Below are 15,571 nucleotides of genomic sequence, written 5' to 3' on the forward strand. Positions count from 1 at the left end.
GTTACAACATGAATATGGATTATGATTTGTTTATGACAGATATGCTACGCCAAGCGCGTGGAGAAATGGTCGCAAGTGGCTATGAAGAGTTGACTACAGCTGAGGCAGTAGATGAAGCATTTAAACGCCCGGGTACAACATTAGTAATGGTAAACTCAGTGTGTGGTTGTGCAGGCGGTATCGCACGCCCAGCAGCAGCACATGCTGTACATTATGATAAACGACCAACACATTTAGTAACTGTTTTCGCTGGACAAGATAAAGAAGCAACTGCCCAAGCACGTATGCACTTTGGAGAAGATCATTTACCATCATCTCCATCATTTGTTTTACTAAAAGATGGCCAAGCTGTAGCTGAAATTGGACGTCACGAAATTGAAGGACATGATCCAATGTCAGTTATTACTAGTATTCAAGCTTTATTTGAAGAATACTGCGAAGAAGTGTAATAGAAATAGGCTGTCTCTAATGTCATATTTGACTAGAGATGGCCTTTTTAACGCTTTAAATGACAGGGAGGATATTCAGTGAAGGGATTTTCAATAGGCTATCGTACGCTAAAAACGGCAATTGGTGCAGCGATTTCAATTGGATTAGCAGAATACTTCGGCTTAGATTTTTTTACCTCTGCAGGCATTTTAACGATTTTAAGTATTCAAACGACGAAAAGAAAGTCACTCCATGAAGTTTATACACGTGTATTAGCAAGCAGTATAGGGATGATAATGGCATTTTTATTTTTTGAAGGAGTCGCGTATCATCCAATTGTACTAGGCTGTATGATACTTCTATACTTACCGGTTTTAGTAATGTTGAAGATAACACCCACGTTCGTCTCCAGCGTTGTTATTGTATTACACATTTTTCATACCGGGAATTTTACAACTGGACTTTTAATGAATGAAATATATTTAATGCTAATTGGATTCGGAACAGGTTTAGCATTGAATATTTACATGCCAGATATAAAACATAGATTAGAACAATATCGCATACGCATTGAAGAACTTTATACTGCAATATTTGTGGAGATTGAGAAGTATTTACGCAATGGTGACACCAGTTGGGATGGTAAAGAACTAGTAGAAGCTGTTGAAGTGTTAAACCGAGCAAAATCTTTAGCCTTTCAGGATGTTGAAAATCACTTAACTAGACGAGAAAATTTATACTATATGTATTTTGATATCCGTGAACAACAATTTGAAATAATTGAACGCGTGCTACCTAAAATCACAGATCTTCCAGTAATCGTAGAGCAAGCCGAGCTTGTAGCGGATTTTCTTGCGGATATGTCACAAAATATCAATTCAGCAGGGAATACCGCTAACAAATATAGAGAAAAGCTAGAAGTAGTGAAAGCAGATTTTGCAAAATTACCTTTACCAACAACACATGAAACTTTCCTTGCTATGGCTTCTTTATATCAATTCTTAGAGGAAATGGACCTTTACCTTGCTAAAAAGAAAGATTTTAAGGGACTAAGCCCGTCACGTAAGCATTTTATAAAGAAATCAAATGCTGAAAACTGACTAGTCCCCCAAAAAGTCTCCCGTTTTTAATGAAAAATGAAAAATGAAAATATATCACATTTGAAGTGCATTTTTAAATACTTCAAATGTGATATATTTTTGTTTTCATCAGAAGCATGAGCATATGCTTTTAAGACCATTTCAGATGAATCACCTCTTACGAGAACAACTAGGAGCACTGAATTTATGCATTAACTGCGTTTATATGGTGTTCCTTTTTTATTTATCTAAAAGGGGCGATATACATGGATAACTGGGCGGATAGAATACTCGGAGAATGTTAATAAGTAACAAAGTCACATCTAACCGGTGTGGCTTTTTTTGCTCTGACACAACCGAATGCCTATTCGACCAAAACCCCTTATTGGATGGCGTTCGTTTGTTTAGAGTGAAATATATCAAATAAAAATAAAATAGTTGTTTTAAAAATGGTATGAATTTCATTTTTAACCATACTTTTCGATTTTTAAGTATAATAAACACAACAATATTTCAATATTTGTATAGTTAAGAAAAGGGCAGTTATTAGGAGGAAGGTAAGATGCAATTAGAAAATGAAAGAATTTATTTAAGAACTCTTCAGGAATCAGATGCACTAATAATGCTAGAAAATACGAAAGATGAAGAAATACGTTATATGACAGGTACAAAATCTAACTTTACGTTAAACCAAATTAAAGCTCAAATAAATAATCTAAATAATGATTCAACACGTTATGATTTTGCTATCTGTTTAAAAGATAATGACCTAATGATCGGCGAATTATCTATTTCTGAAATTGATGAAGAAGATAAAAAAGCAGGTTTTAGAATATCAATGAATTCTATTGAATTAACGGGGAAAGGATATGGGACTGAAGCAATAATAATTGTATTGCGCTTTGTTTTTGAAGAATTAAAATTGAATCGTTTGCAACTAGAGGTATTCAGCCATAATCTGCGAGGAATAAGAGTATATGAAAAAGTTGGATTTGTAAAAGAGGGTGTTTTACGTGAATCCTTATACTATAACGGTACATACTCGGATGAAATTATCATGGCTATACTCAGAAAAGATTATGAAAATTTGCCATTAAAATAATCTTTTTTTAGAAATTGTGTGTCATTGTGAAAGTGATCGTAATTTTAAAATATTCGTTCTTTGAAGATTAAACAATTTTTATTAAATACACACTATTTTATAAAATAAGTGAGTTTCAATTGAATTGACCTAGAGAACCTCTCAGAGATGCGGCTAAACAAGTATGGCTAGATAATGATGAAGAGATTAAACTAGCCGAGTTAGCAGAATGAACAATTCGAAGTCGCCGGTAGTACTATGCAAAGTGGAAGGCTATGTGGATCGTCTAAAGAACCTGAAATAGTAATAACTTGATTATCTGTGGAATTTATGTGGTTCGTGACAGCAAAAGAATGGACAATGAATTATATTGATAAAGTAGTACAGATATGAAAGGTATATTTTTAACAAAATAGTTCGGGATGAGTTACATTGATTTACTGGCACTATTTATTGAAGAAATGGACCTCTATCTTGCTAAAAAGCGAGATTTTAAAGGTTTGTATATAAAAAAACAGCGTAAACCGGTGTTTAATCCTGGTATAACGCTGTTTTTTAGTTTGTATGGTTTAGATTACAATAGCCAATTTCAGACGCGCAAAGTGGATTATAACATTGCTAAGCCGAAAGCTAATGTAGAAATAACCATAATAGCAATCATTGCATAAATAACGATTTTTTGAAATTTCTTATTACTCATTTCTCGTTCGCTCCTTCTTTTCCTACAAATATTCTATCAAATTTGAAAAATTACACAAGTGCTAGAGTTTTTATTATAAATTATGTACAATTGTGTTATACAACAAAGAAGGAGTTGGGGAGAAGTGGAGAACGTTGACCACATCGGTATTGCAGTACGTAATCTTGATGAACAAATTACATATTACACAGATGTGTTGGGCTTACCTTTGTTAAAAATAGAAGAAGTAGTGACCGAGCAAGTTCGTGTAGCATTTATTGATGCGGGGAATACACATATTGAATTGCTTGAACCGATGAGTGAAGAAAGCGCTATCTTTAAGTTTATTGAAAAAAGAGGCGAAGGTATTCATCACGTTGCTCTAGGGGTAAAAGGTATCGAAGGGAAGATGGCAGATCTTCGTGAACAAGGCGTTCGACTACTATCAGATGAACCACGTCCAGGCGCTGGTGGCTCAAAAATGGCCTTTATTCATCCAAAGTCATCTAATGGAGTGCTTTACGAGTTATACGATAAAAGTGAGTCGGGGGAGTAATCATCTATGGATATGTTCGATAAAATCAATGAGTTATATGATAGAAAACGTGAAATTGAATTAGGTGGCGGTGATGACCGCATCGTAAAACAACATGAAAAAGGTAAATTAACTGCACGTGAACGTATTAACTTACTAGTTGACGAAGGTACTTTCGTTGAAATCAATCCTTTCGTAAAACATCGAACTACAGACTTTGGTATGGATACAAAAGAAGGACCTGGAGATGGCGTTGTTACAGGCTATGGTAAAGTAAACGGTCGTCCAATCTACCTGTTCTCACAAGACTTTACAGTTTTCGGCGGTGCACTTGGGGAAATGCATGCAATGAAAATTGCGAATGTTATGGATTTAGCAGCTAAAAACGGTACGCCTTTCGTTGGCTTAAACGATTCTGGTGGTGCTCGTATCCAAGAGGGTGTTGTATCTCTTGATGGATATGGTCATATATTTTACCGCAACTCAATCTATTCTGGTGTGATTCCACAAATCTCAGTTATTATGGGGCCTTGTGCTGGAGGAGCAGTATATTCACCAGCAATTACCGACTTCGTATTCATGGTAGATAAGACAAGCCAAATGTTCATCACAGGACCAAAAGTAATCGAAACAGTAACAGGGGAGAAGATTTCTTCTGAAGATTTAGGTGGCTCAAAAGTTCATAACTCAATCAGTGGAGCTGCACACTTCCGCGGACCATCTGAAGAAGAGGTATTACAACAAGTACGTGATTTACTTGCTTACCTACCTCAAAATAATGAACAAAAACCACCAAGTATTGAACCACAAGATAATGACGATTATTTAGAAAATATTATTGAATTAGTTCCAGTAGAAGCGACTCGTCCATACGATATTCGCAAAGTTATTGAAGAAATCGTTGATCCAAGTTCGTTTATGGAAGTACATAAAGAATTTGCGAAAAATGTCGTGGTAGGACTTGCCCGTATTAAAGGGGACGTTGTGGGTCTAGTATGTAACCAACCAAAAGTAATGGCTGGCGGACTTGATATTGACTCATCAGATAAAGCATCTCGTTTCATCCGTTTCTGTGACTCATTCAATATTCCAATCATCACATTTGAAGACGTTACTGGCTTCTTCCCAGGCATTAAACAAGAACATGGTGGTATCATCCGTCACGGCGCGAAAATCCTTTATGCATACTCAGAAGCAACAGTACCGAAAATTACAGTTATCCTTCGTAAAGCATACGGTGGTGCATACGTAGCACTTAACTCTAAAGCAATCGGTGCTGATATGGTATACGCTTGGCCAAACGCTGAAATTGCCGTTATGGGGCCAAATGGAGCAGCGAACATCATCTTCGCTCGTGAAATTGATAACAGCGATGATCCAGAGGCAACACGTGCTGCGAAAATTGAAGAATATCGTGAAAAATTCGCAAATCCATACGTAGCAGCATCTCATGGCTTAGTAGACGATGTAATCGACCCACGCGAAACACGTATCAAACTGATCCAAGCACTTGATATGATGAAAACGAAAAAAGAAACAAGACCAGCTAAGAAACATGGGAATATTCCACTTTAATGCTGAGGACGCCCGTCTAGAGGAAGATAGCCAAAGAACGCCACATCCTGTGGCAACGGCTATCTGACCCACATCGTGTGGGCCCGCGACAGGCACTGGAGGAATCGAAACAAAAGCATCCCTTCAGCTTTTGTCCGAGAGACCGAAGTGACACAAGCAGCTGGCGTTCGAAGCTGGATATTTGACTAAATGCTGAAGTGGCCCGTATAGCCCCGACAAGTACTGGAAGGCCTGAATCAAAGGCGCTTTTTGCCTTTGACCGAGAATCAAGGAAGGCAACCTAAGTGCACGACGTCCTGCCGCAACGGTTGAATGACCAACATCCTGTTGGCCCAAGTTACCTCGAGGGGCTGGCCGCTGAAGCAGGATATCTGACTAAATGCGGAAAGCGCTCGTTCAGACTCGACAGGCGTTGGAGGGCTCGAACACAAGATGCTTTTTTATCTTGTGCCGAGAGACCGAAACGACCCGAGAGTCTAGTGCTTGAAGCAGGATATCTCCCTTTAGGAAGGCAACCTAAGTGCGCGACGTCCTGTCGCAACGGTTGCATGACTAACATCCTGTTAGCCCAAAGCGCGTATTAATACAAGACCAGCATAGAAAAACAGTCAAGACCAACATTTATGAAAAGCACCTCCAATCGTTAGGTAAACTAACAGTTGGAGGTGTCTTTTTTGACCAGACATAAATTTCATAAGTAATCAGTAGTAGTTAAACATTATTTTTTAAGGAATAGCACCATATACTCTGAATCATAATAATTATTATTGATTTTAAGTGCACGTTCTTCCATTCCATATGTTTGGAAACCCATTTTAATATAAAGATTCCTTGCAGTATCATTTGTTGTTATTACTTCTAAATTAATTTTTTCTATTGACTTAATTGACTTTGCATGATCGATTGCCGCAGAAATGAGTGCTTTACCTACGCCCAACCCACGAAATTTAGAAGTTACAAACATGGCAAAAATACTGGCTCTATGTTGAAGTTTTGAAGTAGATTCTTGAATTAAAGTTACAACACCAATAAGTTCTTTATCATTAAACGCCCCAAATATGAAAGTTCCTTCGCTCGATAAATTTTTTAAAACGGCCTCAACAGGGAATTCTCTTTTAATAGCTTCTTCATAGCTTGAAGAAAATGCTTCAGGGTTATTCTTTAATGCTTCCAATCTCAAATCCCAATAACTTTTTGCATCTGATGATTCTAACAATCTAATATTCATAAGTGCTCCTTTCAAATAGAAAAGTTTTATTTAACAGAAGTTGAAAAATTAAATTATCCATTCTGACTTTAAATTAATTCCCCTCAAATCAACAAAAATCCTTCAATTTAATAGTTTGAATATACAATGAATATCACTGCGCACACAGCTAAAATAAATGTAGGAGCCAATATTAATACAAATACAATCCATTTAATCTATCAAACTAAATTAGAGAATGCCTAAGTAAATTACAGGAGTTCACTTAAATTTTGTGCTAAAATAAGGGAATAAAAAGGTAGTAAAATTTAGTATATAAAGGGGTTCTTTCATAATGACAAGTCGTATCGTAGAAGAATTTTTGGAACTCGTACAAATTGATTCTGAAACATTCCATGAAGAGAAAATTTCACCTGTATTAAAAACTAAATTAGAAGCATTAGGATTTGAAGTCGAAGAAGATGATGCTGCAAGCCGTAATGGTCATGCTTCGGGTAACTTAATCTGTACACTACGTGGGACTGTAGAAGCACAACCGATTTACTTTACATCGCATATGGATACTGTAGTACCTGGTAAAGGAATTAAACCAATTATCAAAGAAGATGGCTATATCCATTCTGATGGTACAACAATTTTAGGTGCGGATGATAAAGCGGGAATAGCAGCACTTCTTGAATTACCAAAACGCTTAAAAGAACAAAATATCGCGCATGGTGATATCCAGTACATTATAACTACTGGTGAAGAAAGCGGTTTAGCAGGAGCGAAAGAGCTAGACCCGTCGAAAATCTTTGCTAAATATGGCTTTGCAGTTGATAGTGACTGTAAAGTGGGAGGCATCGTAACGGCAGCACCTTACCAAGCGAAAGTGGCAGCTGTTATTTATGGTAAAACAGCTCATGCTGGTGTTGCACCTGAAAAAGGAATTTCAGCTATTACTGTTGCAGCAAAATCAATTGCAGCGATGAAATTAGGTCGTTTAGATGCTGAAACAACAGCAAACATTGGTCGCTTTGAAGGTGGACAAGCAACGAATATCGTTTGTGATGAAGTGCATATTTTAGCTGAAGCTCGTTCAATTAATGAAGCGAAATTAGAGGCACAAACTGCCCATATGAAAGAAGTTTTCGAACAAACTGCTGAAAAAATGGGTGGTAAAGCCGAAATAACTATTAAGCGCATGTACCCGGGTTTCCGTTTCACTGAAGACGATTTAGTCGTGAAAGTCGCTCAAGAGGCCGTTCGCAAAATTGGTCGTACACCAGAAATTTTGACAAGTGGTGGGGGTAGTGATGCAAATGTAATCGCTGGATTTGGCATCCCTACAGTCAACCTTGCTGTCGGTTATGAAGACATCCACACAACAAAAGAACGTATCCCAGTTGAAGAATTAGAAAAACTTGCGGACTTATTAGTGGAAATTGTAAAATGCGCGGCTGAAATTAAATAACACATATTACAAGAAGAGGTAGAAGCCAATGTCTAATAGTAAAGTAGTCGTTTTCCGTTGTGGTCAAGAAGAATATGCTGTTACCATCGATCACGTCGTATCGATCGAGAAAATGGAACATGTTAATCCCATACCACACTTACCAAGCTATGTAACAGGTTTAATGAGAATGCGCGGAGAACTAATGCCGATATTAGATTTCGAGCAAATCTTATACAGAGGTCAGGCAGTGGGAGAGCAAGTACGAATAGTAGTCCTACAAATAGACGATTTCCTATTTGGTCTACTCGTTGTCGAAGCAAAAGAAATTCTCGATATTCCAGCTGAACATTTGCAACAAATAGGTCTGGTTAATTATTCCAAAACAAAATATTTCACTGCAGTTGCCAATCTAGAAGAACGGATGATTACAATCGTTTCGCCTTCAGTACTAGTTGACTCGCTTGAAGGAATAAAAGAACTCAAAGCCTATATGCAAAAATTAAAAGAAGACGAAAGAGCAGCAAAAGCTTAGTTCGTCTTGAGATAGAGCATTCTTAGTCAATGACTGAGGATGCTCTTTTTATTTCTATTTGCTTTTTCGTGGATTTTAAAGCACTAGATCTTATAAAGATAGAAATACCAACATCTGTTCGTTGTTTTTGCTATAATGTTCATAATAAAAGAAGCAGGAGAGATGTGTGATGGCGGAGCGGAAACAAAAAGGGCGAATAATTTTTCATATCGATATGAACTGTTTCTATGCCTCTGTAGAGCAATCACATGATCCAACACTTAAAGGTAAAGCAATCGCCATTGCGGGTAACCCGAAGGAGCGACGTGGCATTCTCGTCACTTGTTCGTATGAAGCGCGTGCCAAAGGGGTTTACACGACGATGGCTGTTTGGGAAGCAAAGCGAAAATGTCCGGATCTCATTTTGTTGCCACCGAATTTTGAACGCTATCGTATTGCTTCAAAAGCGATATTTGACATACTTCGAACATATACCGAACTCGTAGAGCCTGTATCCATAGATGAAGGTTATATTGATGTTACGGAACTTGTAAATGGACGTGAAGCGATTGAACTCGCAGAAAGCATTCAAAAAAGGATTTTAAATGAGCTGGATTTACCATCATCGATTGGGATTGCACCGAATAAATTTTTGGCTAAAACAGCTTCTGACATGAAAAAGCCAATGGGTATTACCGTTTTAAGAAAACGTGAATTGCCAAATATTTTATGGTCATTACCAGTTATAGAAATGCATGGCGTTGGTGAGAGCACAGCAAAAAAACTTAACGAACTAAAAATCAACACAATCGGTGATTTAGCACAAGCTTCTGAAGCCTTTTTAAAAAGTAACTTAGGTAAAAATGGTGCAAGGTTAAAAGACAGAGCAAATGGCATTGATAACAGGGAAGTCGATCCAAATTCGATTTATGATACGAAAAGCGTAGGTAATTCCACAACTTTGCCAATCGATTTAGTTGAATGGGATGAAATCCGTAAAACAATTGATGGTCTTTGTGAGAGAGTTGCAAAACGTCTTTCAGCTAAAAATTTAGCTGGCCATACGGTATCCATTCAAATTCGAGATGCTGATTGGCATAACTCAAGTCGTAGTAAAACATTTTCCAATGCCATTTATAAAAAATCAGATATTCTTGAAATAGCGATTGATTTAACAAAAAAACATTGGCATGGTGAACCGGTTCGATTACTCGGCGTGACAGTGAGTAATGTGATTGATCGCAAAGAAACAGCAGAGCAGTTATCCATTTTTAACTATGAACAACACGCTAAAGAGGAGCCAATTATCCAAGTAGTCGAGCAGCTCCAAAAGAAATACGGTAAAGAAATCATTTCTAAAGGTATGAAAGAAAAGAAAAAACCTAGTTATGAATCACAAACGAGTTTTAGCAAAGACTTTTTAGAAGATCATAAGGATTAATGAAAAAATCTTTAGGGGGGGAGCATTATGGATAAGACAAATGAAGAGTATGGAAGTTTAAAAGTAGTCTGCACTGACGACTGCGGAAATGCACCTAAGAAAAAATTACTTCAAGAACTTGCTATTGCTTTTGCAAAAAAGGATCAAAGTTTCATTCTTGAGCATTTGAAGGATAATGTAAGTTGGGTTATTGTTGGTGATAAGCACATCCAAGGCAAAAATCATGTTGCTGAAATGCTGTCACAAACGGAAAAAGACAGAGCAACAGAGTTACATATTAATAACATCATAACGCATGGAAGCACTGGTTCAATCAATGGCACCTTAGTTTTAGAAAATAAGAAAAGCTATGCTTTCTGTGATATCTATAATTTCACCGGTGTCGGAAGAACCTCAAAGATAAAAGAAATAACTTCTTTTGTAATATAATCTTAAATGTAAGTAATTCATAGATGAGATGTGTATCAATGTCCATATGGTGATTGATACGCATCTTTTTTGTTATACTAGTTATAAGACGTTAGCAATACAAAAGCATAAATAGCAAGGAATCATTATGAGGATTCTTCATATGTTGATCATTGTTTATACCGTAAGGAGGACTTCATTTGCATATACAATTCTTAGGTACAGGTGCTGGAATGCCGTCAAAAACACGGAATACAAGTGCACTAGCCGTTAAATTATTAGAAGAACGCGGTACATTTTGGCTGTTTGATTGTGGTGAAGCGACGCAACATCAAATTTTACATACAACACTAAAGCCAAGAAAATTAGAGAAAATATTTATCACTCATTTACACGGAGATCATATATTTGGGCTCCCTGGCTTACTTAGCTCTCGTTCTTTCCAAGGTGGAGAAGAATTGCTTACCATATATGGGCCAGCAGGATTAAAGACTTGGATCGAAGTAACATTACAGCTATCTCAAACCCATCTTAATTATCCTATTGAATTTGTTGAGGTTACTGAAGGTGTAGTGTTTGAAGATGATGGATTTGTGGTTACAGCAAAACCTTTACAGCATGTCGTACCTTGTTATGGCTACCGAATTGAACAAAAGCCGCTACGAGGGACATTGCAAATTGAAAAAGCAATAGCTTTGGGTGTTCCTAAGGGCCCACTATTGGGTCAATTGAAAAATGGTTCTGACATTACTTTAGAAGATGGTCGAATAGTGAAAAGTAGTGACGTAACAGATCCACCTAAAGACGGCTTTATCGTTACGATTTTAGGAGACACACGCTCATGTGAAAATGCTGTTTTATTGAGTAAAAACGCGGATATTGTCGTGCATGAATCAACATTCGATCATGCAACGGAAGCGCTGGCTGCTAATTACGGTCACTCCACAAATATGGATGCAGCAAACATAGCTATTAAAGCAGGAGCAAAAAATTTATTGCTAAATCATTTAAGCGCAAGATTTTTCCCACAAGATATAAAAAGCATGTTACAAGAAGTACATGAAGTGTTTGAAAACGCCTATATAGTTGCAGATTTTGAGGAATATGAGTGGCATCAAGAAAAACTAGCTCCTTTTAGTCAGCAATAGAAATAAGAAAAAGCTATCCATAAAATTTTGGATAGCTTTTTTGCAATGAAAATAGAGTAACAACAAAGCTGTCTGAGTCAAACACAGCTTTATCAAAGGCTCAAGTTAACCTTCAGTAATAATTAACATATCATTCTCATCGAACTCCCAGTTTTCCCCGTAAGCAACTTCCCAGTAATAGCCGTTTGGGTCTTGGAAATAGCCACTATAACCACCCCAGAACACTGTTTCAGGTTCTTTCACAATTTTCGCACCAGCTTTTTTTGCTAATACAAATATTTCATCAACTTCTTCTTTTGACTTTCCATTATAAGCAAGGGTAAATCCGCAAAAACCATTGCTAATTGCAGGAGGATTATCTTCATCAATATCTTGTACTAAGCGATCAATTGGAAATAGAGAAATTTTTGTTCCACCATTATTAAAGAAAATTACATCTGGATCGGCGTCGTTCCCGTATACAAATACTTCAAATCCAAGTCCATCTCGATAAAAACGTAATGACTTTAACATATCTTTAACACCCAAAGTAACTAAATTTAAACGATTCATTCTCCAATCCCCTTTAAATTACACTATTTTTTAAAGCCTTATAGATGTAATTCTATTTAAGTTTCAAATAACCTTCTTTTATTAAATGACAGACCATCTTACGTATAGAAAAAAGCATATTTTGAAAAATTTCTTTCAAAATATGCTCATATTGTTTATCAAAAAATTCACATGGAGTAATTACTTAGCTATATTTTTTAAAGCCATATAACTTTCTTCTTCTTTTTCCATCGTCCTCCATTTTCCGAACAACATAAGACAAAGTGCAATTGCTACAACACTTCCAGCAAAAATGAGCGCAACATTGTAACTTTTATAAAAAGCTGCCAACTTGCCAGCAATTAATGGTCCAATAATTTGCCCAAGCGCATAAAGGGTCGTTAGAGTAGATACAACACTTGCACTCTTTGTTGGAAATAGTTGTCTTGCATAAGACGTGGTCATCGTCACGATTCCTACAAACGTCATACCAAATAAAAATGCCGATGTCATGATACCGAAAATAGTTGGAGATACGATTGGCAGTAAAATACCAATGACTTGTAAAATATACGCAATCGAAATGATACGAACAGGTGAATATTTTGACATCAACATAATCCAAAGTGGAGCAGATGGAATGGCGCCGATACCGACAACAACCCAGCTATATGATGCATACTCTCTTAAATTAGGAATTTCATGAATAATATCAACTAAAAACGTACCAGTCACAATATAACCAAGACCTTCTAGTCCGTAAGCAAGTGCTATCCAAGGCATAAATCCTTTCCATACCTTCTCAGAGACAACGATCTTCTTATCCTGTTCATGAGCTGTCAACTTACGCCACAAGAACATCGTCGTCAATACGAACAAAACGGATAACACACCAAGTCCAATCCAAGCCCCTTGCCATGAAAATGCCGATTCCAAAATAGGTACGAAAATGCCCGAAAGCGCAATTCCTAAACCAATACCACTAAAAATATAGCCAGACCATTTCGTTAACAAATGACCAGCAAGATAATCCATCAACATACTAGAAGTTAATACAAACATCAAGCCGCCTGTAATCCCTGCAATCAAACGTAAAATCAACCAAATCCACAGACCGTCAAGCATCCCCATACCAAAAACAGAAAGTACATTGATGATTGCACACCATCCAAGAATCCCCTTCGGATGGCGGGTTATAAAACCAGCCCAAAGTGCCCCAATGAAATAACCTACATAATTTGCAGAAGCTAGCATCCCCGCAGTTTCTACAGACAATCCAACATCTTGTCTCATAAATGGCAAAATCGGCGTAAGTGCAAAGCGGCTAATCCCCATCGCCACCACTAAAAACAATATTCCCCCAATAATCATCCCAGCATGTCTTCGATTCACCAAAACACCCCCATATGTAGAAAAAAAGACCAAAAACCTTAATAACAGTATAAATTAGTAAAAGTATTTTGGATATAGAATAAATTGTAAAATCGTTTGAGGGCTGAGGGGGGATAAGCGAGCTCGAGTAGCGCCAAAGGGAGCCCGAGTAGCGCCAAAGGAAGCCCGAGTAGCGCCAAAGAGAGCCCGAGTAGCGCCAAAGGGAGCGAGTAGCGCCAAAAGGAGAGCGAGTAGAGCCAAAGGAAGCCCGAGTAGCGCCAAAGGGAGCCCGAGTAGCGCCAAAGAGAGCGAGTAGCGCCAAAGGGAGCCCGAGTAGCGCCAAAAGGAGAGCGAGTAGCGCCAAAGGGAGAGCGAGTAGCGCCAAAGGGAGCCCGAGTAGCGCCAAAAGGAGCTCGAGTAGCGCCAAAGAGAGCCCGAGTAGCGCCAAAGCCACTACGAGCAACCAAACCAAAAAGCCAAGCAAACACTTCACAATTATCATACTTCCAAGCAAGAAAGCATCAACCGGAACATATGTATAACTATCTAAAGGGGGATGGAAATGAGGATAAACTGGAAAATTCGATTCAAAAACCCGCAATTTTGGTTTCATATGTTTTTGGCAGTTACTTCGTCTGTAGGGGGATATCTCGGTATAACTGGGAAGGATGTCAGTACTTGGCCAAAATTGTATGATGTCCTACTTCAAGCTGTTTCAAATCCTTTTGTTCTATTTACGGTGATCGTTGCTGTTTATAATTCTGTTATTGATCCGACAACGAGCGGGATAAGTGATAGTAAGCAAGCTCTCCGATATACAAAAGTAAAATGTGATGAAAAATAATAATCCTGAAAAAAATCGGTACAAGTTGACCACACACAATATGATTTATTTAATACATTAAACTGAGGAGGAAATAGAACTTCTAAAATAATAATACCTCTAATAATCGAAGCATCATTTATAGATGGGAGGGGTACTATGAATGTAACAGAATCTGTTGCTGGTTTAATTGATGATATGATTTGGCCAATTGTCATACTACTGGCTATCTTATTATTTAGAAAGCAAATAGGCTTTATATTAATGAATCTCACCAAATTTTCATTTAACAATATAGAGTTGGATTTTGGAAAAAAACTAGAAGATCTAGAAAAGAAATTAAATAATTCTAACCTAATAGAGAATAAACCTCTTGAACTAGATAGTAAGGATGGTGAAATTCTCAAAATTGCAAAAGAATCACCAGGCGAGTCGATTTCAATGATTTGGGGCATGGTAGAAAACGAACTACAAACTACAGTACACCGACTTGGTATCAATCAGTTAAATGATGAAGTAACATATTCACATAAAGACATTCGCCTATTAAAAGAATATAACCTAATAGATGGAGAAATATTGACAACTTTTAATGAACTTCGAAACATGAAAATCCAACTATCAAAAGGACGATTTACTAAAAAAGAACCAACATATACAGATGCCTTAAAATACTACGACCTTTCAAATAAAATCATAATCATCTTTAATGATGTAAATATTACAGTACTTTTGTCAGAAAAGTAAAAATATATTAGTAGAATTCCTCCTTGTTTAAATATAAAAAAGCGCTGAAATTCAGCGCTTTTTTATATGCGAGGAGAAGTTATTTCATTTAATTTGAGTAGAGCTGATATATCTTTGATCACCTTTTAGAATAAAATCAATCTTTACTCTAAATAATTCTCTATAATTCAATTAATACAAAGGCTAGTAAATTACTTAGTATACTCGCGCTCAACTTTGCAAATCTTTACGCTGTAATTTTGATACCAATCGTTCATCCCTTTTTGTTGGGCAACTTGATGTGCTTGGTTCTTTTTCCAATTGCTGATTGCCTCTAAGCTATCCCAATAGGAAATGGTAATGCCGTAACCTGAAGAATCCCTAACACTTTCTACTCCTAAGAAACCAGGCTGTTGGCTAGCTAGTTGATCCATTTTTTCTGCCATAATTCCATAACCATTATCACCTTCAGTTCGTTGGCTCGAAAAAATAACTGCATAATGCGAACCCTTTGATTCATGAACCATGCTCATCAGTCCCCTCATACATAAAATTCTATTATCTATTAAATTATACTATTGTGAATTTAAAA

The 15,571-nt window shown here is 37.1% G+C and carries 17 protein-coding genes; 12 read left to right on the forward strand and 5 right to left on the reverse strand.

Annotated features, from left to right (window positions below; translation table 11 throughout):
- The first annotated feature begins 8 nt into the window (after positions 1-8).
- From AC3IS5_RS07160 to AC3IS5_RS07170, 3 genes are all read left to right on the forward strand, one after another.
- Positions 9-449 (forward strand): BrxA/BrxB family bacilliredoxin, encoded by a 441-nt coding sequence (locus AC3IS5_RS07160; RefSeq protein ID WP_489427173.1) that lies wholly within the window; start codon positions 9-11, stop codon positions 447-449.
- A gap of 78 nt (positions 450-527) precedes the next feature.
- Positions 528-1,529, forward strand: coding sequence for an aromatic acid exporter family protein (locus AC3IS5_RS07165; RefSeq protein WP_489427174.1), 1,002 nt, complete (start codon positions 528-530; stop codon positions 1,527-1,529).
- Between the two features lie 541 nt (positions 1,530-2,070).
- On the forward strand, positions 2,071-2,610 hold the full coding sequence (locus AC3IS5_RS07170; protein ID WP_489427175.1) for a GNAT family N-acetyltransferase: 540 nt from the start codon (positions 2,071-2,073) through the stop codon (positions 2,608-2,610).
- 586 nt (positions 2,611-3,196) lie between these two features.
- Here AC3IS5_RS07170 and prli42 read toward each other — a convergent pair.
- On the reverse strand, positions 3,197-3,289 hold the full coding sequence (prli42, locus tag AC3IS5_RS07175; RefSeq protein ID WP_489427176.1) for a stressosome-associated protein Prli42: 93 nt from the start codon (positions 3,287-3,289) through the stop codon (positions 3,197-3,199).
- Positions 3,290-3,413: 124 nt separating this feature from the next.
- Between prli42 and mce the strand changes: the two genes are divergently transcribed.
- Together mce and AC3IS5_RS07185 are read left to right on the forward strand one after the other, a co-directional pair.
- Positions 3,414-3,824 (forward strand): methylmalonyl-CoA epimerase, encoded by a 411-nt coding sequence (gene mce / locus AC3IS5_RS07180; protein WP_038184839.1) that lies wholly within the window; start codon positions 3,414-3,416, stop codon positions 3,822-3,824.
- A 6-nt stretch (positions 3,825-3,830) separates the two neighbouring features.
- A complete protein-coding gene (locus AC3IS5_RS07185) occupies positions 3,831-5,378 on the forward strand; it encodes an acyl-CoA carboxylase subunit beta (RefSeq protein WP_038184838.1) in 1,548 nt (515 codons plus the stop codon).
- Between the two features lie 718 nt (positions 5,379-6,096).
- Here the strand turns inward: AC3IS5_RS07185 and AC3IS5_RS07190 are convergent.
- Positions 6,097-6,606, reverse strand: coding sequence for a GNAT family N-acetyltransferase (locus AC3IS5_RS07190; protein WP_489427177.1), 510 nt, complete (start codon positions 6,604-6,606; stop codon positions 6,097-6,099).
- A 313-nt stretch (positions 6,607-6,919) separates the two neighbouring features.
- On the opposite strand from AC3IS5_RS07190, the gene AC3IS5_RS07195 reads away from it, so the two are divergent.
- From AC3IS5_RS07195 to rnz, 5 genes are all read left to right on the forward strand, one after another.
- On the forward strand, positions 6,920-8,038 hold the full coding sequence (locus AC3IS5_RS07195; protein WP_489427178.1) for a M20/M25/M40 family metallo-hydrolase: 1,119 nt from the start codon (positions 6,920-6,922) through the stop codon (positions 8,036-8,038).
- A 28-nt stretch (positions 8,039-8,066) separates the two neighbouring features.
- Entirely contained in the window at positions 8,067-8,552 is a 486-nt protein-coding gene (locus AC3IS5_RS07200) for a chemotaxis protein CheW (protein ID WP_489427179.1), read from the forward strand.
- Between the two features lie 169 nt (positions 8,553-8,721).
- Positions 8,722-9,972, forward strand: a complete 1,251-nt coding sequence (locus AC3IS5_RS07205) for a DNA polymerase IV (protein ID WP_489427180.1) — start codon at positions 8,722-8,724, stop codon at positions 9,970-9,972.
- A 27-nt stretch (positions 9,973-9,999) separates the two neighbouring features.
- On the forward strand, positions 10,000-10,401 hold the full coding sequence (locus AC3IS5_RS07210; RefSeq protein WP_489427181.1) for a nuclear transport factor 2-like protein: 402 nt from the start codon (positions 10,000-10,002) through the stop codon (positions 10,399-10,401).
- Positions 10,402-10,580: 179 nt separating this feature from the next.
- Positions 10,581-11,528, forward strand: coding sequence for a ribonuclease Z (rnz, locus tag AC3IS5_RS07215; protein ID WP_489427182.1), 948 nt, complete (start codon positions 10,581-10,583; stop codon positions 11,526-11,528).
- A gap of 105 nt (positions 11,529-11,633) precedes the next feature.
- On the opposite strand, the gene AC3IS5_RS07220 is transcribed toward rnz, so the two are convergent.
- Both AC3IS5_RS07220 and AC3IS5_RS07225 read right to left on the reverse strand, forming a co-directional pair.
- The gene (locus AC3IS5_RS07220; protein ID WP_489427183.1) at positions 11,634-12,080 is read right to left on the reverse strand and encodes a VOC family protein; all 447 of its coding nucleotides are present in this window, start codon (positions 12,078-12,080) and stop codon (positions 11,634-11,636) included.
- A gap of 180 nt (positions 12,081-12,260) precedes the next feature.
- Positions 12,261-13,451 (reverse strand): YbfB/YjiJ family MFS transporter, encoded by a 1,191-nt coding sequence (locus AC3IS5_RS07225; RefSeq protein ID WP_489427184.1) that lies wholly within the window; start codon positions 13,449-13,451, stop codon positions 12,261-12,263.
- A gap of 541 nt (positions 13,452-13,992) precedes the next feature.
- Here AC3IS5_RS07225 and AC3IS5_RS07230 point away from each other — a divergent pair.
- On the forward strand, positions 13,993-14,274 hold the full coding sequence (locus AC3IS5_RS07230; protein ID WP_489427185.1) for a phage holin: 282 nt from the start codon (positions 13,993-13,995) through the stop codon (positions 14,272-14,274).
- Positions 14,275-14,412: 138 nt separating this feature from the next.
- Positions 14,413-15,000, forward strand: a complete 588-nt coding sequence (locus AC3IS5_RS07235) for a hypothetical protein (RefSeq protein ID WP_489427186.1) — start codon at positions 14,413-14,415, stop codon at positions 14,998-15,000.
- A 191-nt stretch (positions 15,001-15,191) separates the two neighbouring features.
- Here AC3IS5_RS07235 and AC3IS5_RS07240 read toward each other — a convergent pair whose 3' ends face one another.
- The gene (locus AC3IS5_RS07240) at positions 15,192-15,506 is read right to left on the reverse strand and encodes an antibiotic biosynthesis monooxygenase family protein (RefSeq protein ID WP_489427187.1); all 315 of its coding nucleotides are present in this window, start codon (positions 15,504-15,506) and stop codon (positions 15,192-15,194) included.
- Positions 15,507-15,571 lie beyond the last annotated feature (65 nt).

The organism is Viridibacillus sp. KH_047, from assembly GCF_057838945.1.

What these genes read in the sequence shown, in the direction of transcription:
- AC3IS5_RS07160 (WP_489427173.1), top strand. Translation starts at nt 9, where the DNA reads ATGAATATGGATTATGATTTGTTTATGACAGATATGCTACGCCAAGCG.
- AC3IS5_RS07170 (WP_489427175.1), top strand. Translation starts at nt 2,071, where the DNA reads ATGCAATTAGAAAATGAAAGAATTTATTTAAGAACTCTTCAGGAATCA.
- prli42 (WP_489427176.1), bottom strand. Translation starts at nt 3,289, where the DNA reads ATGAGTAATAAGAAATTTCAAAAAATCGTTATTTATGCAATGATTGCT.
- AC3IS5_RS07185 (WP_038184838.1), top strand. Translation starts at nt 3,831, where the DNA reads ATGGATATGTTCGATAAAATCAATGAGTTATATGATAGAAAACGTGAA.
- AC3IS5_RS07190 (WP_489427177.1), bottom strand. Translation starts at nt 6,606, where the DNA reads ATGAATATTAGATTGTTAGAATCATCAGATGCAAAAAGTTATTGGGAT.
- AC3IS5_RS07195 (WP_489427178.1), top strand. Translation starts at nt 6,920, where the DNA reads ATGACAAGTCGTATCGTAGAAGAATTTTTGGAACTCGTACAAATTGAT.
- AC3IS5_RS07200 (WP_489427179.1), top strand. Translation starts at nt 8,067, where the DNA reads ATGTCTAATAGTAAAGTAGTCGTTTTCCGTTGTGGTCAAGAAGAATAT.
- AC3IS5_RS07205 (WP_489427180.1), top strand. Translation starts at nt 8,722, where the DNA reads ATGGCGGAGCGGAAACAAAAAGGGCGAATAATTTTTCATATCGATATG.
- AC3IS5_RS07210 (WP_489427181.1), top strand. Translation starts at nt 10,000, where the DNA reads ATGGATAAGACAAATGAAGAGTATGGAAGTTTAAAAGTAGTCTGCACT.
- AC3IS5_RS07220 (WP_489427183.1), bottom strand. Translation starts at nt 12,080, where the DNA reads ATGAATCGTTTAAATTTAGTTACTTTGGGTGTTAAAGATATGTTAAAG.
- AC3IS5_RS07230 (WP_489427185.1), top strand. Translation starts at nt 13,993, where the DNA reads ATGAGGATAAACTGGAAAATTCGATTCAAAAACCCGCAATTTTGGTTT.
- AC3IS5_RS07235 (WP_489427186.1), top strand. Translation starts at nt 14,413, where the DNA reads ATGAATGTAACAGAATCTGTTGCTGGTTTAATTGATGATATGATTTGG.
- AC3IS5_RS07240 (WP_489427187.1), bottom strand. Translation starts at nt 15,506, where the DNA reads ATGGTTCATGAATCAAAGGGTTCGCATTATGCAGTTATTTTTTCGAGC.